This window comes from Mangrovibacillus sp. Mu-81 (assembly GCF_036867415.1).
Taxonomy (GTDB): Bacteria; Bacillota; Bacilli; order Bacillales; family Bacillaceae_B; genus Rossellomorea.
Genome location: NZ_JBAJHU010000001.1, coordinates 302,239 through 326,676 on the forward strand (window position 1 = coordinate 302,239; position 24,438 = coordinate 326,676).

Sequence of the window (24,438 nt, forward strand, 5' to 3'; positions counted from 1 at the left end):
TTGTAATAGAACAATAGAAACGAGGTTTAAGGATGACGACATTTCTTTTGATTATTATTTATTTGGCTTTTATCAGTCTGGGGCTGCCTGACTCGATCCTGGGTGCGGCTTGGCCGGTCATGCAGAGGAACCTTGGTGCACCGCTTGAATCGGCAGGTTTGCTGTTCATGACCATCGCAGGGGGGACGATCATTTCCAGTTTAGTAAGCGGGAGCATCCTGAAACGGTTCGGCACGGGGAAAGTCACGTTTTTTAGCTGCCTGATGACGGCCCTTGCGCTGGTCGGTTTCCAGTTTTCGCCGTCGGTTGCGTGGCTGGTTGTGTGTGCGGTCCCGCTTGGACTGGGGGCCGGGGCGGTAGATTCCGGTCTCAACAACTATGTGGCCGCCCATTACAAAGCCCACCACATGAGCTGGCTGCACAGTTTCTGGGGTGTCGGAGCTACCATGGGTCCAATCATCATGGCGCAGTTCCTTGCAGGTGACTTTTCATGGAGAAGCGGGTACATGGCGATTGCCGGGATCCAGTTTACATTGGCCGTCATCCTGCTCGTGACGCTGCCTATATGGAGCAAAGTGAAAACTGGACAGATGGCCGCGGGGAATAATCACCAGGAAACTGAGGCGATTGGGGAAAGGGAAGCAGGTAAACCCCTGCAGGTGAAGGGTGTAAAACTCGCTCTGTTTACGTTCTTCTTTTATTGCAGTATCGAAGCCGCCATGGGACTGTGGGGAAGCAGCTTTCTGGTGAATGCAAAAGGAGTATCCCCAGCTGATGCGGCCCAATGGGTTTCCCTGTATTGGGGAGGTATCACAGTGGGGAGGTTCATTACCGGATTCATCACGTTCAAGGTCAGCAGCCTCCTGCTCATCCGGTCGGGACAGCTGATTGCACTGAGCGGGGCGATCCTGCTGTTCCTGCCGCTGCCAACAGTTTTTTCTCTCATCGGCTTTATGCTGGTCGGGCTCGGGCTGGCTCCTATTTTCCCATGTATGCTGCATGAGACACCTGCCCGTTTCGGTAAACATCATTCGCAAAGCATCATGGGCTTTCAAATGGCATTCGCCTATACAGGGAGTACATTTATGCCCCCTCTATTTGGCTTCATCGCCTCTCGGACAAACATCGGGCTCTTCCCGGTCTTTGCCGTCGTGATCGCAGCTGCGATGTTGTTGAGTTCAGAGAAGTTGAATTCTTTGTTGAAGAAGAAGGAGCAAGTGGTACTTGATTAATTAGAGATAATAGCCGGTCTATTCGTTTGAGGGGGAAAACGGATCGTGCCAGGGATATCAGGCCCCGACTTTTATTAAAAATCATCACCAGACAAAAAACAAATTCCTTCATATTTACCGGCTTCCCTGCGCACGATATAAACAGAACGTAAAGGGTGGTGAAAGAATGTCTAAACAGAAGAATAAGGACCTCAAGAATAATAAAGCGATGCCGAAGTCCGATGTGGAATTTGCTCAAAACGGACTTGAAAAGGTTGCCATTAAGGCGCAGGAAAGAAAGAATAAGTAAAGAATGGTTTATTCCAACAACCCGGATCAAAAAAATGAGAAGTTGAACAACTTCTCATTTTGATCTTATGCAATTATTCCGTTACTCCAAAGAGGCATGGACACTCCCCATCATTATTGAAGCGTAATATCATTAATCTCCAAATAACCTGCAGGGCTGATGGAAAAATCTTTTACGTTGCTTCGAATGGCCGCCATGTTTTCAATCACACGTACCGGGATATAGACTGCGTCTTCCATTTCAAGCTCCTGAGATTTAGCATAAAGCTCAATTCGTTTCTCTTGATCCTTTTCAGAACGTGCATTTTCGATCAGTTGATCGACCTCATCATTACTATAGAAAAATGTATTTCCAGCAGGTCCATGGGAATCGCTGTGGAAGAGGTTGTATTGATTATAGTCCGCATCCCCAGTGGCATTTCTCCAACTGATGATGAACATTTCCGAATTTCCGCTAGTGGCTTGCTCTACAAAGGTCCCATACTCCTGAACTTGTATGTCTAAGTCGATTCCGATTCCTTTGAGCTGGGACTGCATCACCTCAGCGAGACTGATTCTTTCTTTGCTGTCCATTGTAAGCAATGTGGTTTTAAATCCATCAGGATACCCGGCTTCGGACAGTAACCTTTTGGCTTCATTTAAATTGTATTCATATGCTTTCATATCCGGATGATAGCCAAACACCTTAGATCCCAATAACGAGTTCGCTTTCTTTCCTATATTATTAAATACACCTTTCATGATAGAATCCATTTCAACTGCATGGGAAATGGCTTTCCGTACGCGTACATCATTGAAGGGCTCTTTCTGTACGTTAAACCCTACATACTCGGTACCAAATCCTTCGCTCCGATATACTTTCACGTTCTTCGATGCCTTTACAGAATCCATCATCGTTACAGATAGAGGTTCCGCGATATGGGCTTCACCCGTCTCAAGCATTGAAATTCTCGTTGTTTCTTCTGGCACCACTTTGAAGACAACTTCACTTATAGAGGGCTTGTCTCCCCAGTACTCATCGTTTTTATGAAAGACGATCTCCTTTCCTGTTTCCCAGGACTTGAAGACAAATGGACCTGTGCCGACTGGTTCTTGGATAATGTCTTTCCCGTATTTTTCGATGGTCTTTGGACTGATGATTCCGCCTTCATGACTCGCAAGGATGGATAATAAGGGTGAAAATGGCTCTGATAATAGAAATTGGACGGTATAGTCATCGATTATTTTAACTTCCTTGACCATTTTGAAGACAACGGCTCGAGGCGAAGCCACATCGGGATTCGTTAAACGGTCGAACGTTTTCTTCACAGCCTCGGCATTAAATGGTGTCCCGTCATGAAACGAGACATCTTCTCTCAGTTTGAACTCCCACGTTGTATCGTCCAGTTGTTCCCACTCTTTTGCAAGCAGTGGCTTGATTTTCGCGTTTTTGTCTCTTCCCACAAGCCCCTCATAAATTTTCCCGTGTGTCACACTGGCAGCATTGATTGTGGACATAAAATGATGATCGAGATTCTCCACATCGGACAGTCGGGCAATCACCAGGCTGTTTTCTTTCTTCGATGCCTGTCCATCAGCCTTTTCTCCTGAGCCTGCCCCCATATTGGTAGAGCAGCCGCTGATTATTAACATGACGATTATCGCTGCCATCATCACAAACTTGCTTCTCGCATTGGCACCAATCATTTTCATCTATACATCCTCCCTTCTGTATTTATTTAATTATAAGAATTTTCAGATATATATAATTAAGATATCTTTACTCTTTTTTTTGTTTTCTTGACCTTTTTATTTTGGAAGGATGAGTTTATTCTGAGGTTCATCAAAGCAAATCGAATATAGTTCCAAACATCCGGAGCGACTTTACTTACAGGTGGCTCATTACGAGGAAATGGCCGATTCTTATACTCTGCAGGAATCGGCAATTTGCTTCTAATCCTTTCTTTTCCAAGCATTTCGTAAAGTTCTTGGAGTTCTTCTTCGTCAGTTTTTCGTCTTCGATAAATGGACGGGAGTGGATTTTGTAATACCGGAATGTCACTGGTTTCATTAAATAGAAAAGTAATAGGTACAAATGTATTGAAACAATAGGATGAATGATTAAATGGTCAACTAATTGTAAAGATAAAAATTAACAATAGACTGTTATTCGTGAAAGAGGGAAAAAGCTGAAAAAAGAATCAAATGATTGTTTTTCAGCTTTTTCTTATTCAATAATCATACAGGTCACTTTCCAACGCGACTATCCGCCATTTGATCCAGCTCCAACGGCAAAAAAGCATACTCTCCGTCCTTCATAATCTCACGTTTTAAAACGGGAATAGGATGTTTGAAATTCGGCCCGTCCACTACTGTGGTATGGAACTCTCCACCTTCTCCGCAGGGGTCGATCCCTCGGGCTTCAAGTTCCTTTATGTATTCATTGGTCAGCGTTCGCCCTAAATCATCCTGGCTCATGCCCAGGGATAAATTAACCGTTACAACGATGGATACAAATCCCAGATTGATGAACTCTTCGACAGCTTCACGATGATTCATTCCCCACAAAGGCATCCCAAGCTTCATGCCTGCGTTCTTCGCCACTTTTTCATGCCAGCAGCCGTGTTCAGGCATATCCAGGTCTCCCGTTACTAACACTTCTGCCCCTTGTTTCTTTGCTTTTTCTAAAAGGGTCATGAAGACTTTTTCATAATCTGTCCAACTGGCAGCTGCTGTGAATACGGGTAAACCAATCGATTCCGCCTGGGCACGGATAAGCTCAGGAGGCATCCCGTGGGATCTGGAGCGCATTCCCTCTTCCTCAAGCATCACAATCAGGCCGATCGCTTCTCCCTCCTGCGATGCTTTGTAAAGAGCTAAGGCACTGTCTTTTCCTCCGCTAAACGAAGTGATGAATGAATGCCCGCGAGCACCATTTTTCCATTCCTTTGATGCTGTCATTCTTGTCGTCCCCCTTCATGGTTTCTTATATTTTTCTAGCTGGTTTCATCGTTTCATTCTATCACGATGGGGCTTTATAGATAATATTCTACTAGCCTGTGATAAGACAAGACAAAAGAGTCGACTATTAGACGATTCTTTTACCCGGATCATTAAAAATGTGGTTTGGTTTCATTTTCTATGAATCTTGACCTCATTCACCACCAGCAATATCACCGTTAACCCGCTTGAAACGAAAAAGCTGATCCAAGTCGATTGAATGGAATTATAGCTTAAGAGAGACAGTAATCCCATCCCTAAACCGATTAATGAACAATAAGGGACAGGCGCAGGGATCGTTCTTTTATAAAAGATTACCGCCAGCATCGTCGGAATGATGGCTGCATATACTTGAGCGAAAAAGAAGATGAGTTCCATAAGACTCGGTGACAAAATCGAGCTGATAAGAAATAGTAAAAGGGAAAGTACACCAGAGACCAAATAGGTCTTCTTCAATTGCTGGTCCTCGCTCCAATCGACCTTGTGATTCAGCATATTACGGATGATCATGATGGAAGTGGCATGCAGCTCCGCACCAACGGTGGAGGCAATGGCGCTGAAGCAGCAGCCGATAAAGATCAGCAGCAGGAACAGAGAGTCGATTTTCTCCACCAGCTGACTCAGGATGGAGTAAATGTTCTCGAAGCCCTGCCCATAAACCGCGATCAGTACAATCGCCGTGAAGGCAAGGGGAATGGTGGCCCATATGAGTCCAGCCATCATAAAGGACGTTCGCACTTTGGATTTTTCAATAATATAGAGTCGCTGCCAGCTCGCTCTGTCGATCAATACTTGCCCGAAGCCGATTAGGAAGGCAGTAAGGATGAAAAGGCTGATTTCATTATGTTTAATGAATAATAAGTAGGGATGATACAGGAGCAATCCATCGTAAACGGGAAATATCCCTTTTTGGATAAAAAAATAAACGGGAATCAAAATGATGGCTGCGAAAATAAATGAGATATGGATTCCCTCGAAGCGATGGATTTGCTTCATTCCTCCCAGGGACAACAGGAAGCAGTAAAGAAAGAATACGAGTAACCCTACATAGATCGGTGTTTGTAATAGAAAATGGAATAACACACCTGCCCCGAGTGCTTGTATGAGAAGAGAGTCCAGGCTTGTCAGGAGCAGTATCCACATGACGAACCAGTATGACCGGCCCCTGAGCCTTTCTTTCAATACATCCCCGAGAGTCATGGAATTCGGGAATCGTTCCCTGATATAGGGGGTGATCCACCCGAATAGAAAGATAGCGATGGCACCCATCATGGCATAGCCAATCCCGCCAAGCAGTCCATATTTCACGAGTGTTTCAGGAGAGGAAAGAATGGTGTTGCCGGTCACCCATCTGGCCAGAAGCGAAACGACCCCATACGCAACTCCAAACGTGATGGTTCCTTGTATATATTCTCGATAGGTTCGTGCCTTCATTGATTAAACCTTCTCTCTTATCCGGTATTCCCTTGGAGTGCAGCCGGTCTGCTTCTTGAATAAGGAGCTGAAGTAGTGCTGGCTGCTGAATCCGCACTCTTCGGATATAGAAGAGATGGACTTGTCTGTATCCTGCCGCAGTAATCTCTGTGCGGCCTGGATTCTGAAATCATTCAGGTATTCAGAGAAGCTGATCCCCATTTCCTCATGAAACTTTCTGCTGAGGTATGTTCCGTTGATATGGATCTGGCCCGCCAGGGAAGAAAGGGAAAGTTTCTCGCAATATTGTTCATGGATGATGGTTAACGCTTCTTGCACAATATGGGACTGTATGGCTGCATATTTATATTGTTCGAGAATGTGAAATAATTCATCTTCAATGATTGGTTTCGTCAGATAATCCTTTGCTCCAAGCCTGAGGGAGGCTTGGGCATAATCGAATGATTGAAATGCCGTCACCATAATGATGTCGATGTGTTCAAACTTCTTCATTTCCATCCCGAGTTCAATCCCGGATTTACCCGGCATCTGAATATCGAGTAACGCAAGGCGGATCGGATATTTCGTGAGGATTTTGACTGCCTGTGATGCATCTGCTGCTGTGTGAATCGTCCAGTATGGATATTTTTCATGAATCATATATTCGAGCTGCTCCAGTTCCAGGGGCTCATCGTCAACAAGTAATATGTGCATTCAGTTCCCTCCTAGATTACGTTTTGGTCATTTCTTTCGTTGTATGAGGCCAGAAGACCTGGACGCTTGTTCCTTTGGTTTCTTCATTCAGCTGAATGAGTATTTCTTCCTGGGGGAAGAGCATCTGCAATCTCTTCTGGATATTCAGTAATCCGACTCCTCTATCATCCTTTTCATGGTCGGGGCTCTCAGGAGCGGCTGCCGAGCTGTTCCATACTTCTAAGTAGACCCTGTTCCTTTGCTCATTCAGGATGATGATCAGTTTCCCTTGACCCGGGTTCTTTTCGAGACCATGTTTAAAGGCATTTTCGACCAGCGTTTGAAGGAGATAAGGAGGGACGAGGGAAGCCTTGCAGCTTTCTTCCACGCTCCAGACGACATCCAATCGGTCCCGGAACCTCAGCCTTTGGATGTCAAGGTAATATCGGGTGTATTGGATCTCTTCTTCGATCGTGATCAATGGGTCTGTCTGTTTGTATTTAAATTTAAAATATTTGGAAAGGACCTCGATGGCCGAAATCAGTTCTGCCTTGCGATTCAGCCGTGCCAGGCTCAGTATGATATTGAGTGTATTAAAGAAAAAGTGGGGCTGGATCTGTTGGTTCAATTGGTTGTATTTGGCTTCCTGCAGTTCCTGTTCCAGAAGCAGCTCATGCTTTTCTTTCTCCAGTTGATCCAATCGTTTTTCAAATAGAAAGAGAAATAATAAGCTAAAAGCCCCAATGATTGGGGCTAATACGGACAGCATGATATAAAATGAAAAGGATTCCTGTGTAATCATCTGAAGAACTCCTATAGTGAATGAGTCATACTTTCTATTTTATAAGAAAACGGGGAAGCTGAACATATGTTTAGACATAATGGCATCTTGTAAAATGTTTCCCTTGACCCGTCATTGGGGGCAGTGCTGCTTTACACAAATCCGTTGCCAGAGGGCAGCGGGTGTGAAACTTACAACCGGATGGCGGATTCAATGGGGAAGGGACATCCCCTTTTAAAAGGATCCTTTCTCTTTTCTTCGAAAAATCAGGTACAGGGATGGCCGAAAGCAAGGCTTGAGTATATGGATGAGCAGGGTTGTCGAACAATTCATGCTTCGTCCCGATCTCCACCACCTTCCCGAGATACATCACAATCACCCGATCAGATATATGACGTACGACACTTAAATCGTGGGAAATGAAGAGGTAGGTCAATTTCAATTCCTTCTGCAGTTTCTTAAGCAGATTCAGGATTTGGGCCTGAATGGATACATCCAGTGCCGATACGGCTTCATCACAAATGATCACTTTCGGATTGACGGCGAGTGCCCGTGCGATTCCGATCCTTTGCCTCTGTCCTCCGCTGAATTCGTGGGGGAGACGGTCCAGGGATGTAATCGGAAGGCCAACATAGTCCAATAATTCCTTCATACGGTCCTCTTGCTTGGAAGGGGGCAGCACCTTCTGGATGGTCATGGCTTCTTTCAGGATATTTCTGACCGTTTGCCTCGGATTCAGTGAAGCGAATGGATCCTGGAAAATGACTTGGATATCGCCCCTGATGTTTCTTAATTCTTTCTTGGATAGTTTGTTCAATTCCATTCCCTTGTATTGAATGCTGCCTTCCGTCGGCTTATCCAGTTGTAAAATGGCACGGCCGGTTGTCGATTTGCCGCAGCCGGATTCACCTACGATACTGAGGGTTTCCCCTTCATATAGTGTGAAGGTGATATCATCCACGGCTTTCACCACCTGTTTCGGCTGGAACAATGACTCCCTTTTGATAGGGAAGTACTGCTTAAGGCCCTTCACTTCTAACACAGGTTTCTTTTCGGTCATTACAGCGGTCATGTCATCTGCACCTCTTTCTCGGCGTTATATAAGAAACATCTGATTTGACTGCCATCCTTCAAGGAGTGGAGCTGCGGTTCTTCCTCGTGACATTGGGCAGTCGCCAATGCACAGCGGGGAGAAAAGCGGCAACCCTTCGGCATGTCATAGGGGGAAGGGACACTGCCCGGCATCGTGTCCAGTTCTGCCTGGTCTTCATGCAATTTCGGTAATGAAGACATCAGTCCGTTTGTGTATGGATGTTTCGGATTTGAGAATAATTGTTCTGCCGAACTATATTCCACCACCTGTCCGGCATACATGACCGCTACTTTGTCACATAGCTCGGCTACCACTCCTAAATCGTGCGTGATGAAGATGATGCCCATATTAAGCTTTTTCTGAAGGTCCTTCATCAGCTCGAGGATCTGCGCCTGGATCGTCACATCCAGAGCCGTCGTCGGTTCATCGGCAATCAGGACTTCGGGGTTGCAGGCAAGGGCCATGGCAATCATGACGCGCTGCCTCATCCCTCCGCTCAGCTGGAAAGGTTCTTGTTTCGCCCGTTGTTCAGGTGAAGGGATCCCCACTAATTCGAGCATGTCGACCGCTTTCCTCCATGCATCCTTTTTGCCGAGCTTTTGATGGATGCGAATGGCTTCTGCGATTTGCTCGCCAACGGGTATGACGGGGTTCAATGACGTCATCGGCTCTTGAAAGATCATGGAAATCTGGTTTCCCCTGACCTGTCTCAGTTCGGATTCGGACATTTTAAGGATGTCCCTGCCTTTCAGCTCAACGGTTCCGTCCACTATTTTTCCGGGAGGGGAGGGAACGAGACGCAGAATCGAAAGCGAAGTCATACTCTTTCCACAACCTGATTCCCCGACAATCCCCAGCGTCTCGCCTTCATGAAGGACAAAATCGATTCCATCCACGGCTTTCGTCACTCCTTTTTTCGAAGTGAAATAGGTTTTTAAGTTCTTTACTTCCAAGACCACCTGTTTACTCATTACAACCCCTCCTAGTTAAGTTCAATTCGTTTGTTAAAGAATCGGTACAATACGTCCACGAACAGATTGACAATCACGAATACCAGGGATGCGACCAATACACCGCCCTGGACCATCGGAAGATCCCGTGTACGGATGGAGTCAACGATCATGCGGCCGAGTCCATTGATGGCAAAAACGGATTCGATTAATACCGTTCCCCCCAGAAGCGCACCAAACTGCAGGCCTACCACCGTGATGACGGGAATCAATGCGTTGCGAAGGGCATGCTTGTAGATGATGGCAAAGCCTTTCAATCCCTTTGCCCGGGCAGTCCTGATATAGTCCTGCCTCACGACTTCCAGCATACTCGAACGCGTCATTCTGGCTACGATGGCAGCTCCTCCGACCCCAAGTGTAAAGGCAGGTAAGATGATATGAAGCATACTGTCCCATCCTGCCACAGGTAAAAGCTGAAGCTTTACTGAAAATAGATAGATGGATAACAGACCCATAAAGAAGCTTGGAAGGGAAATCCCTAATAAAGCGACGATCATGACGGTAATATCGGTGGCAGAGTATGGTCTGACTGCGGATATGATCCCGGCGGTCATTCCAAGAACAATCGTAATCAGAATACTGTAGAAGGCCAATTCAATCGTGATCGGTAAGCGGGTCATGATTTCCTGGATGACAGGTTGCTGGCTTTTCAACGATTGTCCAAGGTCACCTTGGAATACATTCATGATGTATTCTCCGTATTGAACATAGAGGGGCCGGTTCAAGCCGAGCTCCGTCCTTAATTGGTCGATTGCATCTTTTGATGCCCCTTCTCCTGCAAGGATGACGGCCGGGTCTCCGGGAACCATTTGCATGATGAGGAAGACCACCAGGGTGACACCGAATATGACGGGTATGATCTCTATTAATCTTCTGAAAATGTACAATAGCATTTCTTATTCCTCCTTATTATGATTTCAGTCTCGGATCAAGAGCATCCCGCAGCCCATCCCCGAACAGGTTAAAGCCCAGTACAAGAATGGAAATCGCCAACCCAGGGAAAAGGGCGATGTAAGGGGCGGTGAATAAAAAGTCTCTTCCACTGGACAGCATCGTTCCCCATTCAGGCGAAGGAGGTTGTGCCCCTAGTCCAAGGAAAGATAACCCTGCTGCTGAAAGGATGGCGGTAGCAAGCCGTAAAGACCCTTGAATGATAATGGGAGATAAAATGTTTGGCAGAATGTGCCTGAAGATGATGATGAAATCATTGGCTCCCAGCGACCGGATGGCATCGATATATTCAAGTTTCTTCGTTTCTAATGTGGATCCCCGGACCACCCTTGCAAATAAAGGGATGGAAAAAACCCCGACCGCAATCATGACATTCACCAGGCTCGGCCCTAACGCTGAGATAATGGCAAGAGCCAGCAGAATACCGGGGAACGCAAGCATGACATCCAAGACCCGGCTGAGGACGGTATCCAACCATCCTCCGTAAAACCCGGAAATCAACCCCATGATGATCCCAAAGAAAGCACCGAATCCGACGGCCGCGAATCCGACTCCCATGGAAAGGCGGGAGCCGTAAAGGATCCTGGCAAGAATATCCCGTCCTTTATCATCGGTCCCCATCCAATGTTCCGCGCTCGGGGGCTGGAGTTTATTGTCCAGCTGAATGTCATAAGGATCATAAACAGCAAGTAGTGGGGCAAACAGGGCGACCATAATAAAGAAGAGAATGATCCCTCCTCCAACTACAGCTGCCTTGTTTTTCGAAAAGGTCTCCCAGAAGGGTTTGATCCTTTTTTCAAAAAGGCTGGGTTTTGAATCGAGTATCGGTGATTGAAGTTCTGGAACTTTAAGTTCTGTCGACATAACGTTTCCTCCTCATTGAAATGTTTGTGTAACTCAAAGATAGAGGAAGGGGAGTGGAAAGGAAAGATGATAAGTTGGAATTGTCAAAATAATTAAAAAGTTGGTAAAGATATTGAAAATCATTCGCTTCTTTCTTTTTTATAATGCAGATAGGCAAGAACAATATGGAAAAGGAGAGTGGATGAATTGATCGAAAAGAAAAAGCTGTTCAAGGGGATGGCAGGACTGATGATTGCTGCGGTCATGCTCCTAACCCAGGCATGTTCAACAAGTAATGTAGAAAGTGAAACCGCAAGCAAGCAAGGCGGCGGATCAGAGGGCGGGATACTGAAGGTCGTCAGGCTATCGGATGCTACCAATTTAGATCCCCATTTTATAACGGATATCCCATCCGCCAATGTTCTCTACCAAAAGGTGTATGAAACTCTTGTGACATTCGATAAAGACATGAAGATCGTGCCTTCCTTAGCGAAGAGCTGGGAACAGCCGGACGATACAACATGGGAATTCACTCTGAATGAAGGGATCAAATTCCACGATGGTTCAGCATTTAATGCGGAAGCCGTGAAGGTCACGTTCGACCGCTTGCTCAATCCAGACACTGGATCTCCTCAAAAGGATAAGCTTGGTATGATCAAAGAGATCAACGTACTGGATGAATATACCGTTCAATTCAAGCTGGATGCACCTTATGCACCGCTATTATCGATCCTTGCAAGTAATGAAGGAAGTATCATGAGCCCGAAAGCAGTGAAAGAAAATCCTGATAGTCTTGCTAAGCATCCAATCGGCACCGGCCCGTTTGCCTTCGAATCCTGGAAGTCTGGCCAGTCCATCACGCTGAAAAAAAATGAAGAGTACTGGGGCGAACAACCGAAAATTGATGGAATCGAGTTTCAGGTTGTACCAGAGGATGCGACCCGTTTAGCAATGATCGAAACGGGTGAGGCCCATATCAGCGATCAAGTGCCGGTTACAGAAATCGAGCGCATCGAAAGCTCCGACACATTGAATCTGTATCGAACAGAAGGGCTGGCCGTCGAATATGTCGGATTCAATACACAAAAAGAGCCATTCGATAATGTGAAAGTAAGACAAGCCATTTCCATGGCCATTGAACGAGAGGCGATCATCAAAGGAATCTATAACGGTGTGGGAACATTGGCGAACTCTGCCATGAGTCCTAAAGTATTCGGTCATAGTGAAAAAGTGAAACCGTATGAGTATGATCCGAAGGCTGCGAAGGAGCTTCTAAAAGAGGCAGGATTTGAAAAGGGTCTGGAGCTGACGTTGATTACAAGTGACCGTAAGGAACGGATCAATATGGCGGAAGTCATCCAGTCGCAGTTAAAGGGAATCGGGATCAGCGTCGATATTCAAGTCCTTGAATACGGGGCGTATATTGAAGCTGTCGACACAGGGGCACATGATATGTTCATCGGTGGATGGGGGAATGCAACAGGTGATGGAGACTACAACCAGTACAACTTGTTCCACTCTGCTTCCCACGGTTCACCAGGAAACCATTTCTATTATACAAATGAAAAAGTCGATGAACTGATCGAGCAGGCAAGAAGTGAAGTGGACCCTGAAGCCAGAAAGAAATTATATGAAGAAGCAATGATCATCGAAATGGAAGAAGCGGTATACATTCCAATCCGAAATTACGAGCACTTAGCAGTATACAACAATGAAGTGAAAGATTTCTGGCTGAGTGCTGTCAACTACTTAATGGTGAACGACGCAACAATCGAATAGGAATGATGCGGATGGTGGAGGAGCACCATCCGCAACCTAGTAAACACTTAATCTTGGAGGCTGATTTAATGAAAACGATTTGGATGAAAAATGTGAGAATGGAAACCGGATTTGAGAAAGAGAATGAAGTAGTGACGGGGACGCTTACCGAATATGCCCATGTCAAAATAGTAGATGGAGAGATTAAGGCGATCACGCAGGACGAGTCACAAATTGAATCCGGGACAGCCGTTATCGATGCAAAAGGGAAGCTGATCCTGCCATCTTTTCGTGAAATGCATATCCATATAGACAAAACCTACTACAGCGGTCCGTGGAAGGCTTGCCGTCCAATCACAAAAGGAATTTTCACTAGAATAGAAGAAGAACAGGAACTGCTGCCGAAGCAATTGCCATACGCTAAGGACCGCGCCGAAAAGATGATCGAGCTGCTGCTGCGTAATGGACACACTCACATCAGGACTCACTGCAATATCGAACCGACTTCGGGTTTGAAACATCTGGAAGTGACGGTCAACGCATTAGAGAAATATAAACAGCACCTGACCTATGATATTGTAGCGTTTCCTCAACATGGTCTCCTGCGCAGCAATTCTGTTGAACTGATGCGGGAAGCCATGAAAAATGGTGCCACCCTCGTCGGCGGGGTCGATCCGGCTACAGTGGACCGTCAGATCGATCAATCATTATATACGACATTTGATATTGCAGCTGAGCATAATGCCGGTGTCGATATTCATCTTCATGATCCGGACACGCTTGGAGCTTTTACCTTTGAACGTCTTGCTGATTATACAAAGGAAGCGAACTTGAAGGGACGCGTCACGATCAGTCATGCCATTGCCCTCGGAGATCTTGAGGGGCAGGCACTTACAGACATGATGGCCATCTTGAAAGATCAAGAGATTGATATTACCACAACCATTCCAATCAACCGCCCGACCATTCCGGTTCCGACTCTCGATCAATATGGTCTGCAGGTATCGGTCGGTCATGACAGCTTAACCGATCACTGGTCTCCTTTTGGAACAGGGGACACAATCGAGAAGTTGAACATGTTAGCTGAGCGATTCCGATTGATCGATGAATACTCAATCAACCGTACATGGAAATACGCTTCCGGAGGAATTACGCCTCTCGATCATGAAGGGAAACAGGTGTGGCCGCAAGTCGGGGATGCAGCAGACTTTGTCCTGGTGGAAGCAAGCTGCTCAGCAGAAGCAGTGGCAAGGAGAGCAAGAATTGATTCCGTATATAAGAACGGGGAAAAAGTGATTCTGCCTCAATCTGAATCTGTATTGATCAATAAATAATAGATGGGAGACGTTGCGATGATCTGGCTGAAAAATGTGAAGCTTGAAGTAGGAAACATGGTAAACGGGGGATTAACCGAAACCAAAACAGAGACCTTTCACCTTGGAATCAGGGAAGGGAAAATCATTGAACAATTGCCCCATACACAACCCATACCCCAGCACGCTGATGAGGTCTATGATATTAAAGGTCTCCTTGCTATTCCGACCTTTAAAGAAATGCATAATCATTTGGATAAAACGTATCTGTCACTTGGCTGGAAAGCAACTAAGCCAGTGAAAAATCTCAAAGAAAGACTTCAATTTGAAGCAGAAGAGCTGACGGAACTTGCTCCGACCACGAAGCAAAGAGCGAAACGGATGATCGACGAAATCCTTTCAAACGGTTCCACTCACATCCGCACGCACGTAAACATCGATCCCTACATTGGATTGAAGAACCTGGAAGGTGTCATCGAGGCATTGGAAGAGTATAAGCATGCGGTCACGGCAGACATCATTGCCTTTCCACAACATGGATTACTGAGAGATTCGATGCCGGCATTAATGAGAGAAGCAATGAGAAATGGAGCGACCATGGTAGGAGGGCTCGACCCGGCAGGTATCGATCGCTCAATCGAGAAGTCACTCTATGAAACCATGAATATTGCGCATGAGTTCGATGCCGATGTAGACATCCATCTCCATGACGGCGGACATATGGGAACGTACACGATTGAAAAGTGGATCGAAATGGTGGAAGAGTCTGACTGGCAGAATCGAACGGCGATCAGCCATGCTTTCTGTATCGGTGAGGTACCGGAAGTGAAACAGGTTGAACTGGCAGAGAGATTAGGAGACAACGGAGTGGCCATCATGTCCACCATACCGCTGACCAAGTCTCTTCCTCCTATCCAGCTCCTGGATGATCATGGCGTAAAGGTTCATCTTGGATGTGACGGGTTTTATGACTCCTGGAGTCCGCTCGGTCACGGAGATATTTTAGAAAAGGTGTATAAATATGGACAGTTGACAAGAAAAAGCGATGAAGTATCCTTGCGTGACAGCTTGAAGTGGATCACGGGAGGAATAACGGCCTTGACGAAAACAGGCGAATACAAGTGGCCACTGGCAGAAGATGATGCAAGCTTTATTTTCGTTGACGCCGCTTCTTCAGCAGAGGTCGTTGCACGAAGACCGAAACGAGCTGCCGTGATGAACAAAGGGAAAGTCGTATATGGGTCTCTCTGGTGTACCCATGAGCTGGTGTAATGAAAGAGAGATTTAATGGAAAGCCCGTGTATCTATACATGGGCCTCCTTTTTTGTGTGGTCTGCTGGGGAAGCAATTTTATTTTTGGTGCAATCTTGGTCCAGTATTTCAAGCCGATGGAAATCGCTTTTTTAAGGCTGATTTTCATTACCTTGTTTCTGATGATCTTGTTTTATAAACCAATTAAACAAGCCCGCTCGTTAAAATCGATGATCATCCCGCTGATCTTCATCGGCTTCATCGGTGTGACCTTGAATCATTGGAGTTTCTATGCCAGCTTGACCAAAGCATCACCGGTAACGGCAGCCTTGATTTTGGCTACGGCTCCCATTTGTACATCCCTTATCAATTCGGTTGTGTTCAAGGAACGTAAAAGCTCCTCTTTCTGGATATGGAGCATGCTCAGCTTTGTTGGTGTGCTTTTGGTCATTATGAAAAAGGGGGCCATTGTGATTGGGGGCGGAGAAGGATATATCTTTCTTACGATGATTACCTTTTCCGTTTTCATGGTGCTTGTGGAACGCTATGCGAAGCATCTGTCTTCCGTTCTACTGACATTTTATTCAACAATGGTCGGGTTGATCCTGATGACCGTGTTTTTGCCATTCACTGACGTTTCCTTTCTGAGGCACGTTCCGTTCAGCATTTGGATGCTTCTTTTTTTTACGGCCATCATCATGCATGGGATCTGCCCGCTTATTTGGAACCATTGTATTTCAAAAGCCGGCTCCACCAATACGTCACTCTTATTGAATATAGAGCCGTTTGTGGCTATGGTGGCCGGATATATTGTGTTGAACGAATCAGTAAGCACTATGCAATTGATCGGAGCCACGACGATATTAGTAGGTGTGACCATGGCTCTTCACTCGAACCGGGTATCGCGGATGGTTAGCTTGAAAGAAGAGACTCCTATTTGATTATTATGACATGGCATCCTTTACCGTAACTGTAATTAATGCATACTTTAAAACAATAAAATCCGAACTATTTTGAATCCTGGAATACAAAATAATCGTTCGGATTTTTCTTCGACTAAAACACTTTGTCCCAGACTCTTTGTATGAGGTTTATACCATTCAATCCCACTCTAGCTGAAGGAGGAATCTAACCTTTCATGCTAATCCTTTTTTAGGATTTATTAGTTGTAGGAATTGTATCTCTTTTACACTGAAGACTACTTGTTGGGCAGCTGGATGCCGCGCCAGCCGCTTACATCGCATTGGCCATATTCATTATCACCCACAGCAACCACCGAGCCGTCCGATTTAAGACCCACGGTATGGGCACAACCCGCTGCAATCGCCACAATATCACGCCAATCACTTACATTGCATTGGCCATACTCATTCCAACCCACAGCCGCCACTGTACCGTTCGATTTAAGGCCGACGGTATGTTTACTGCCGGCCGCAATCGCTGAAATACCGTACCAGCTGCTCACATTGCATTGATTATGCTTATTCAATCCCGCAGCAACCACTGTGCCGTCTGATTTAAGCCCGATTGTATGAAGATAACCCGCCGCGACCGCCGCTATATCGCGCCAGCTGCTTACATCGCATTGGCGTTTCAGATTATTACCAACCCCAATTACCGTGCCGTCTGATTTAAGTCCGATAGAATGCCAGTCACCCGCTGCGACCGATACAATGTCATGCCAGCCGCTTACATCGAGCTGTCCTTCACTATCCCGCCCCACAGCTGTCACTGTGCCATCCGATTGAAGCCCTGCGGTATGACGCCAACCCGCTGCAACCGAAACAATATCGCGCCATTCGTCTACATCGCATTGGCCATGCTTATTCCACCCCGCAGCCACCACGGTGCGGTCTGATGTAAGCCCGATGGTATGAGCATTCCCTGTATTCGCCGCCATATGAACATTACCCGCCGCGACCGCCACAACATCGCGCCAGCCGCTTACATCACATTGGCCGCATTTATTATCACCCACAGCCGTCACGGTGCCGTCCGATTTAAGTCCAATAGTATGACGACGACCCGCCGCTATAGTATCTTTTGACCACCGTTCCCCCTTTAACACTGTTTCTAACGGTGAATTGTAATCCATGTTTTCCCTCCTTGTAACAATCCCTGGTTTTTATTGTAGCCTTCTTGTTTGCTATGCTGACCGGCATGTTAACGGACAAGAGTGATCTAGCTTTTCTTTATCATTTAACATACATCACGTATTACTCTTTTTAAAATAACAGTATTAAAATCAAGCATTGACAATAGGTGTTAAGGAGTCCATTAAAGGTGCTGGCGGGCTGGAGTAGAAGCTAATTCATTATATTTCTATATTGCCGGATTAACTCCGATTTTAAAAGGTTAATATATTCCTAGTATTTTACAAACAATATGATAAACTATCCAAAGGAATTATTTGTGAATATTCCAATAAGTTGTGGGAAAGGGGAATGTGAAATGGAATTCAGAGGAGCAAGTGCGTATGACCAACAAGACTTCTTTTCAACCTATATGAAACGAAGGGAGCGGAAGGACAGCCCCAACAATGCGATTGAGGGTCCTATTATTTATGAACTCATTGGTGACGTTCAAGATAAGGACATTTTAGACTTGGGATGCGGGGATGCCTCGTTTGGAAGTGAGTTATTGAATCGGGGAGCGGCCGCTTATACCGGAGTAGAAGGTTCAGTACAGATGGCAGCAGCTGCAAAGCGGACTCTTGCAGATAAAAATGGAACGATTCATCATGAGAGTATGGAGTCATATGATTATCCAGCGGACACTTTTGATATCGTCACTTCCCGTTTTGCCATCCACTATGTCCCGGATATCCAGACCTTGTTTCAACAAATACATAATTCAATGAAAGAAAATGGGAAGTTTGTCTTCAGTGTACAGCATCCCCTCACCACTTCATCATTCATAAGCAAACAATCAGGAGACAAACGCGGAAACTGGATCGTGGACGACTATTTTCTTGAAGGGGAAAGAAAAGAGCCCTGGATCGATCAGGTCGTGGTGAAATATCACCGGACAATCGAGCAATACTTCAAAACTCTTACGGAATGCGGTTTTACAGTCACGGATTTGCGGGAAGGGACGCCGGTGCGCGAACATTTCAGCAGTGAGGAAGAGTTTACTAGAAGGCAGAGGATTCCGGTTGTGTTGGTTTTTTCTTGCAGGAAGTGATGATGAAAATTGATTAGAAATATTTGAGTGTTCCGTGTAAAATCTTTGAGCGTAAGGAGAAACGTCTTTCAGATGATGTTACCGGTAAACGTAATTTGCTGCTAAAAATAACGCTGAGAATAAAGATCTCGAACCAAAGAAGTCGAATTGATAGATAAAAGGAGGGGAGTCCAGATGATTCGAAGAAAATTCCTCGCAACCCTGGCATCCACCCTCATCTGTTCATTGATCCTAAGCCTATTTGAAACGTTCAATGGGAACGGTCCCCTCTACAATTCAGGAAACCATTTGCTCGGCTGGTCGGTCGTTTACTTCATGTATATCGGAGCCATTATTCTCATTTACGGGAATCTCGTATCTATAGGCGTTGAGTACCTTCAGAAAAAATGGTTTAGGAATCGTGATTGGCCGTATGTGCTGATTCTCGGGTTGTTCGGTTTGGCAAATGGGCTGCTTTTCAGTGAGTTCTTGATGGCGGTCAGTGGACTGGCAGCAGCTGTGATTTACGGAGTCATCGATGTGTGGATTGCCAAGAGAATGAAGAGAAATCAAAGCATCAAGATAGTCGTGATTGCCCCGGCAGCCGCGTATTTTATTGCATGGGGTCTTGGGCAAGGGATGTCACCACCCATGCCGCCGTTTACGGAAGAAAATGCGGTTGAGTTCGTTGTTTCGGGAACTGGGACAATGATTGATAGTTTTCCCAAGGAGATTGGCGCAAGGGAAGAAACCATCAATGGTTATCGGGTAAAAAGGGAAACTCTTGTAAAAGAAATCGGCCATGAAACCTATGCCGTCACGTTCAAAGAGACTTGGAGGTCGGAAACAGACGAAGGTTCCTATTCACTTTCATATAAAGTCAAGCGGGGGAGTTCAACATTATATCAAAGCTCGGGGGAAACACCGGCATATTATTAATCGTCCAGCTTCTATATGATTTCAGGGGGTGAGAAAATGGAGCTTTTAATGATTATTGTCTTCCTCGTATTACTTCTTGTTTTATTATCAGTTGAAGGGCTATTAAGGAAAGTGCATAAGGTGAATACGGAGATTCTTGAAGAATTGCGGGAGTTGAAGAAGCGCTGATTTTTGTTTGTGGGGGCGGTTTTCGCGTCACTTTCTGCAGGCGGATATTTATTATGCAAAGACGAACGGGTTACATATGACTTTAATCCTCCAAATTAAATCTACTGATAATTGTATAAAACAGTCATCATTCATTCTTCATTTTGTTTACTCTTCCGTCAGCAATTGGCAGGAACCCTACCATAACGGAATCGATGTCTGGCAGCAATTCTACAATGAAGGTAACGCGAAGTGGACCGAATATTAGCACAAGTCGTACTGGATAGCAGGAAACATAGGATGCGTTTCTTGTGCTTCTTTCTGTTAATGCGTGGACCGTTTACCCGCACTTTTTTAATAAATAGAGAAGCTGGGTTTCGGAGTCTGTTCTCCATATAACAGGGTGCTTTTAAGATTTTGTGAAGCATATAGGAGGGATGAATATGAAAAGTCTAATAAGATATAACCTATTCCTTTTCACTTTCTTTTCAATTATTTTGTATTTTGCTATAAGTAAGATACTAGTATTTTGAGTATATACACAGTTATTCAACATCTTCACAATTCTTGTTCTGCTTGTTATGGGTATATATTACCCAAGGTTCAGCAGAGGGATAAATGAAGTAAAGACGATAAAAATAAAGTTAATGTGGATGACTGCCTTTTTAGTATTCATGTTTGGATTTAAATTCTTCACACCTTTCATCAGCGACAGTATCTTTTGTATTATTGTTGTTCTCACCTGTTTCTTTTTTGTGAAAGAACTAAAAAGAAGAACAGTTCTCGTTCAATAATGATTAGGTTTTTATGCAATACCACTAACGATGCTATACTTTTTTCTTCAAAACTGGTGTAGAGAACGAGAGGAGGGTACTGCGCAGGCAGTCCCTATTTATTTTATTGGCGAATGCCCGTCTCGGAGTACGTTTACACTTTAACGCACTTCGAGACGGGCAATTTAATTTAACTCCGAATTTTTCCGAAAAAATTTTCTACCAGGTTATTCTTTCACTCCAGATTCAATATATAGAAAGGGAATACTCAAAACAATGGGATGGGAGAGGGGGAGTATTTTTAGGAGGAGCCGTCAGATTTAAAATCAAGATAGAAAAAATGGTAAATATGAAAGGATTGTATGAAAGGGAAATCGAATAAAAGGGTTATTTCTTCTTGAGTATAAATACTTTAATAATCAATTAGCTTTAGGGAGGGTGAAATGGAGACGAAAATAAATATCAATCATTCCACACATGTTTCCTGGCTGTCACGCTGGCCGCACTGGATTGGGTATGCTGCAGCTATATGGTCGCTGTTATACGGGTTACTCGGGCTGTACTGGTTGCTAGGAGGAGCTGGATTTCCTTTTGGTAAAGACGATCTGCGGGGACAAATGATGGGTTCGTTTTTATCAAATCTTGATGCAGGTGTCGGGGGAGCAGTCATTGCTGCTGCCGGATTAGTAGGAATAGTGGCAGCTGCTGCGATGGTAAGTACATGGGGGCGCCGAATTCCTAGTAAGATATTGCTGTCCTTTTCATGGGTAATGAGTGTTACGCTTGTTTTGATCGTTCCCGATTCTCGAATCGTGCAGAACTTTGGTTATTTGTTTTTGCTTCACTTTGATCTGATTGATTGGAGAGTTGTGAATCAAGTCTTATGTATTTTTGGCGGTTTCATCTGGGGTGCTTCTTCATTAGCCTATTTTCGCCTCACACGGGATGCTTGTGGCAACTGCGGCAGGAAGGACGTTTCTGAAGGATCAACAGCGAAATCTGCTGCTCAGTGGGGGAAAGTGTTTACCTGCCTGGCAGTCATTATGGCCCTGCCATATGGTATCGTCCGCTGGGCATGGGCCCTGGGCATTCCCTTGGGGATTCACGACTCAACAATAGTTGGGAATGAAGACATTGTCATAACTGAAGCCATCTTAGGAGGATTATGTATTGGCGGAGGGATCTTAACGCTGGGGCTTACACAGAGATGGGGGGAGATTTTCCCTAAATGGTGTTTATATTTAGCAGGTAAACAAATTCCAATCTGGATTGTTTTGGTTCCAGCCACGTTGACTTCAGCTGTTATCACAATAACAGGCCTAAAGCTGAGTCCACAGATCATATTTATGATGGCTGATGGTACAATCACTTTCGAAAATTGGGGAGAGCTTGTTCCTTTTTTATCCTGGCTGCCCTGGGGAATATCACTGGGGATAGCAACTTTGGCCTATTACTTAAGAAGACGAGGTCGATGTAAACATTGTGGGAAACTTTAGTACTCATTGCCGGGACCCCGGGGAGCATTCATTATCGTTATGATTAAATAAAATGGCGCGATGAGTTAACATCGCGCTTATGTTGCTGTATGAAATTATTATAGGAATAAATATAGATTTAAGTTATTCCGATACAAGCAGGAATGTTAAGAAAAGAACTTCTAAAAAAGGTAGCTTTTGATTCAAATTGCGAGATGGTGCATTAATTATTTCTGAATTAATAAAGGAGCACTTAACTATTCTCGGGAACAGGCTTGTTGTTCGCTTTTCTTATAATAGCAATAAATCCACGGGATATAAGAAAGGTTGTCGTCAACGTAACTAAACTTGTGTATGTATTCCACCCTTTTTTGTAACGAATTAAACTGGTGCTTTTTTCAAAAAAATGTTCAACGATCGTCATAGGGAGACTAAAGTAAAATGATTTTAATATTATTCCTGTAATATTTGAACTTTTTGTAACTTGATTATAGTAGACACAGGCTATGGGATAAAGTAAATAATCAAAAATAAAGCTGATATCAAATGATTTAAATAGCTTAACTGGATAATTAACATAGCCTTTACGTACAACGAGCTTATCCAAAATGGATGAGAGATAGCCTTTAAATAAAAAAACCATCATCCAATCTTTTGTAGGTGATTTTTTCATTAATTTATAAAAAGCAATTAGTCCAAAAATCAACAAAAATCTAAGTGTATTTTTTTCGAATTTATGATTCATTTCGTTACACCTCCACTTCAGAATGCAATAACGTCTTTTAAATTTATAATGCGTTTTAAAGGCTAAATTATACAAGCAGGTACAATTGATGCAATACCTGATACGTTTGCTCCGTCAGCACCACTCCATAAAGGCTCCGTCATGGGATAACGAATAGATTGCAAAATGCCGGCTATGATTAGACCTGTAACAAATTTTTCGCTTCTTGCTTCAGAGGTGGAAATCTGCGGTAACCTCCCAACCAAAAAGTAATGAACACCTTAGTTTCTTTTCTATATCCCATCCACCAAACTGCTTTTTCATCCATTCACTCCTGTAAAAAATAAAAAAACTTCTGTAAAGGGTAATCTTTTTCATATAACTTTAATGTTTGCAAAGAATATAAATTGGGTATAAAAGAATGTTACATTAGAACTGACCGTTTTCACTTCGATTAAGCTGGAGAGTCTCCTGTACATATTGAGAAGCGCCAGCACCATTTGACTTTATATATTTGAGAAAAAATGCAAAGATGTCACTAAACTTAGTTTAATGAAAAATGGAGGTGGTCAACTGTATCATCTTTTAGAAATTTCTTTTCATTTCAAGCATTTGAATTCATAGAAACATACATATACTAAAGATAGGAGTATAGATATTAATGAGTAATAAGACACAAAGTAATGAAGAAATTGCTGAATTTATTAAGGCACATAGAGAAGAATTTCAACAAAAACTATTATCTGAAGCTGTAAATGTAAGGGGCAAAATCAATGATATTCTAGAAAAAGGAAACATTGATTTATTAAAAAATGCGGAAGTTTTAGCTCTCTATATAGTTGAAACGAAAGAAAAGGAATTGATTGATTTTGCAAAGGTAGAGGGTATTGCCTGGGCACGGTTTTCTCTCACGCTTGCTTTCAAACTGGAATGGGTACATGCAATCCGAAGAACGATGTGGCACTTCCTTTTCAAATTTGTCAACAAGAAGGGGGAGACTGAATTTTCACTGGAGAAATTCTTTCATTTAGAAAAGAAGATTAATGATCAGGTTGATCAATTCTTGAATAATTTCTTTATCAGTTACTCCGATTATAAAGATGAACTTCTTGTATCACAGAAAATGCAGGTAGAAAACCTATCAGTACCAATCATCCCGGTTAGTCAATCGATCTCTGTACTGCCGTTAATTGGGATGATAGACTCCCACCGTGTCCATACGTTGGAAGAGAAAGTGTTGATGGAAATAGGATCCATGAGGATCCAAACCTTAATCATAGATTTATCAGGTATTGCAGAAATGGAGATAGATATCATTGTCCAATTTGAAAAGATGATAAGTGGGATCAATATGATGGGGTGCAAAGCAATTCTAACAGGACTGCGTGCTGAGCTTGTCAGGGAAATCATTAACGCAGGCGTTGATTTTGGCAATCATGTTGAGATGAAGGGGACACTTCAACAGACATTAAAAAACAATCTGATATTAGAATCAGAGGTGTAAGGTGAAATACCCCCGGTTTGGATATTATTCTAAAACAAGGACGAATTTTAGTGTGAGTGCAGTACGGTTGTACAAAGGATGCTGATATAAATTGTGCACTTTGAAAGGA

22 protein-coding genes are annotated in these 24,438 nt (G+C 44.1%); 11 read left to right on the top strand and 11 right to left on the bottom strand.

Annotation, left to right across the window (positions count from 1 at the left end; all coding sequences use genetic code 11):
• The first annotated feature begins 32 nt into the window (after window positions 1-32).
• Both V6B33_RS01470 and V6B33_RS01475 read left to right on the top strand, forming a co-directional pair.
• Complete coding sequence (locus V6B33_RS01470; RefSeq protein ID WP_334215965.1) at window positions 33-1,232, top strand: MFS transporter; 1,200 nt, start codon at window positions 33-35, stop codon at window positions 1,230-1,232.
• A 166-nt stretch (window positions 1,233-1,398) separates the two neighbouring features.
• Window positions 1,399-1,521, top strand: coding sequence for a hypothetical protein (locus tag V6B33_RS01475; protein WP_262371810.1), 123 nt, complete (start codon window positions 1,399-1,401; stop codon window positions 1,519-1,521).
• Window positions 1,522-1,634: 113 nt separating this feature from the next.
• On the opposite strand, the gene V6B33_RS01480 is transcribed toward V6B33_RS01475, so the two are convergent.
• The 9 genes from V6B33_RS01480 to V6B33_RS01520 all read right to left on the bottom strand — a co-directional run bounded on the left by V6B33_RS01480 (window position 1,635) and on the right by V6B33_RS01520 (window position 11,304).
• A complete protein-coding gene (locus V6B33_RS01480) occupies window positions 1,635-3,206 on the bottom strand; it encodes a glutathione ABC transporter substrate-binding protein (protein ID WP_442915457.1) in 1,572 nt (523 codons plus the stop codon).
• A gap of 540 nt (window positions 3,207-3,746) precedes the next feature.
• Window positions 3,747-4,460, bottom strand: a complete 714-nt coding sequence (locus V6B33_RS01485; protein ID WP_334215967.1) for a diphthine--ammonia ligase — start codon at window positions 4,458-4,460, stop codon at window positions 3,747-3,749.
• A 171-nt stretch (window positions 4,461-4,631) separates the two neighbouring features.
• The gene (locus V6B33_RS01490; RefSeq protein ID WP_334215968.1) at window positions 4,632-5,933 is read right to left on the bottom strand and encodes a hypothetical protein; all 1,302 of its coding nucleotides are present in this window, start codon (window positions 5,931-5,933) and stop codon (window positions 4,632-4,634) included.
• 3 nt (window positions 5,934-5,936) lie between these two features.
• Window positions 5,937-6,626 carry a response regulator transcription factor gene (locus tag V6B33_RS01495; RefSeq protein WP_334215969.1) on the bottom strand — a complete coding sequence of 230 codons (690 nt, stop codon included), beginning with the start codon at window positions 6,624-6,626 and terminating at the stop codon, window positions 5,937-5,939.
• Window positions 6,627-6,642: 16 nt separating this feature from the next.
• Window positions 6,643-7,407 carry a sensor histidine kinase gene (locus tag V6B33_RS01500; RefSeq protein ID WP_334215970.1) on the bottom strand — a complete coding sequence of 255 codons (765 nt, stop codon included), beginning with the start codon at window positions 7,405-7,407 and terminating at the stop codon, window positions 6,643-6,645.
• A gap of 70 nt (window positions 7,408-7,477) precedes the next feature.
• On the bottom strand, window positions 7,478-8,458 hold the full coding sequence (locus V6B33_RS01505; RefSeq protein WP_334215971.1) for an ABC transporter ATP-binding protein: 981 nt from the start codon (window positions 8,456-8,458) through the stop codon (window positions 7,478-7,480).
• The gene (locus V6B33_RS01510; protein WP_334215972.1) at window positions 8,455-9,450 is read right to left on the bottom strand and encodes an ABC transporter ATP-binding protein; all 996 of its coding nucleotides are present in this window, start codon (window positions 9,448-9,450) and stop codon (window positions 8,455-8,457) included. The genes V6B33_RS01505 and V6B33_RS01510 overlap by 4 nt, the downstream gene beginning before the upstream one ends.
• 11 nt (window positions 9,451-9,461) lie before the next feature.
• On the bottom strand, window positions 9,462-10,382 hold the full coding sequence (locus tag V6B33_RS01515) for an ABC transporter permease (RefSeq protein WP_334215973.1): 921 nt from the start codon (window positions 10,380-10,382) through the stop codon (window positions 9,462-9,464).
• 16 nt (window positions 10,383-10,398) lie between these two features.
• A complete protein-coding gene (locus V6B33_RS01520) occupies window positions 10,399-11,304 on the bottom strand; it encodes an ABC transporter permease (RefSeq protein WP_334215974.1) in 906 nt (301 codons plus the stop codon).
• 216 nt (window positions 11,305-11,520) lie between these two features.
• Between V6B33_RS01520 and V6B33_RS01525 the strand changes: the two genes are divergently transcribed.
• The 4 genes from V6B33_RS01525 (at window position 11,521) to V6B33_RS01540 (ending at window position 16,546) form a co-directional block, all read left to right on the top strand.
• Complete coding sequence (locus tag V6B33_RS01525) at window positions 11,521-13,062, top strand: glutathione ABC transporter substrate-binding protein (protein WP_334216404.1); 1,542 nt, start codon at window positions 11,521-11,523, stop codon at window positions 13,060-13,062.
• 68 nt (window positions 13,063-13,130) lie between these two features.
• Entirely contained in the window at window positions 13,131-14,375 is a 1,245-nt protein-coding gene (locus V6B33_RS01530; protein WP_334215975.1) for an amidohydrolase family protein, read from the top strand.
• 18 nt (window positions 14,376-14,393) lie between these two features.
• Window positions 14,394-15,626 carry an amidohydrolase gene (locus tag V6B33_RS01535; protein WP_334215976.1) on the top strand — a complete coding sequence of 411 codons (1,233 nt, stop codon included), beginning with the start codon at window positions 14,394-14,396 and terminating at the stop codon, window positions 15,624-15,626.
• Window positions 15,626-16,546: a DMT family transporter gene (locus tag V6B33_RS01540; protein ID WP_334215977.1), complete on the top strand. Its 921-nt coding sequence runs from the start codon at window positions 15,626-15,628 to the stop codon at window positions 16,544-16,546. Before V6B33_RS01535 ends, V6B33_RS01540 begins: the two co-directional genes overlap by 1 nt.
• A gap of 257 nt (window positions 16,547-16,803) precedes the next feature.
• Here V6B33_RS01540 and V6B33_RS01545 read toward each other — a convergent pair whose 3' ends face one another.
• Window positions 16,804-17,700, bottom strand: coding sequence for an RCC1 domain-containing protein (locus tag V6B33_RS01545; protein WP_334215978.1), 897 nt, complete (start codon window positions 17,698-17,700; stop codon window positions 16,804-16,806).
• Between the two features lie 356 nt (window positions 17,701-18,056).
• Here V6B33_RS01545 and V6B33_RS01550 point away from each other — a divergent pair, with 356 nt between their 5' ends.
• The 4 genes from V6B33_RS01550 (at window position 18,057) to V6B33_RS01565 (ending at window position 22,122) form a co-directional block, all read left to right on the top strand.
• Entirely contained in the window at window positions 18,057-18,788 is a 732-nt protein-coding gene (locus V6B33_RS01550) for a class I SAM-dependent methyltransferase (RefSeq protein ID WP_334215979.1), read from the top strand.
• A gap of 174 nt (window positions 18,789-18,962) precedes the next feature.
• Window positions 18,963-19,706, top strand: a complete 744-nt coding sequence (locus tag V6B33_RS01555) for a SoxR reducing system RseC family protein (protein WP_334215980.1) — start codon at window positions 18,963-18,965, stop codon at window positions 19,704-19,706.
• Between the two features lie 36 nt (window positions 19,707-19,742).
• The gene (locus V6B33_RS01560; RefSeq protein WP_334215981.1) at window positions 19,743-19,874 is read left to right on the top strand and encodes a hypothetical protein; all 132 of its coding nucleotides are present in this window, start codon (window positions 19,743-19,745) and stop codon (window positions 19,872-19,874) included.
• Window positions 19,875-21,069: 1,195 nt separating this feature from the next.
• Window positions 21,070-22,122: a hypothetical protein gene (locus V6B33_RS01565; RefSeq protein WP_334215982.1), complete on the top strand. Its 1,053-nt coding sequence runs from the start codon at window positions 21,070-21,072 to the stop codon at window positions 22,120-22,122.
• A 232-nt stretch (window positions 22,123-22,354) separates the two neighbouring features.
• Here the strand turns inward: V6B33_RS01565 and V6B33_RS01570 are convergent, their stop codons facing one another.
• Window positions 22,355-22,846: a CBO0543 family protein gene (locus V6B33_RS01570; protein WP_334215983.1), complete on the bottom strand. Its 492-nt coding sequence runs from the start codon at window positions 22,844-22,846 to the stop codon at window positions 22,355-22,357.
• A 640-nt stretch (window positions 22,847-23,486) separates the two neighbouring features.
• Here V6B33_RS01570 and V6B33_RS01575 point away from each other — a divergent pair.
• Window positions 23,487-24,329: an STAS domain-containing protein gene (locus V6B33_RS01575; RefSeq protein ID WP_334215984.1), complete on the top strand. Its 843-nt coding sequence runs from the start codon at window positions 23,487-23,489 to the stop codon at window positions 24,327-24,329.
• The last annotated feature ends 109 nt before the right edge of the window (window positions 24,330-24,438 follow it).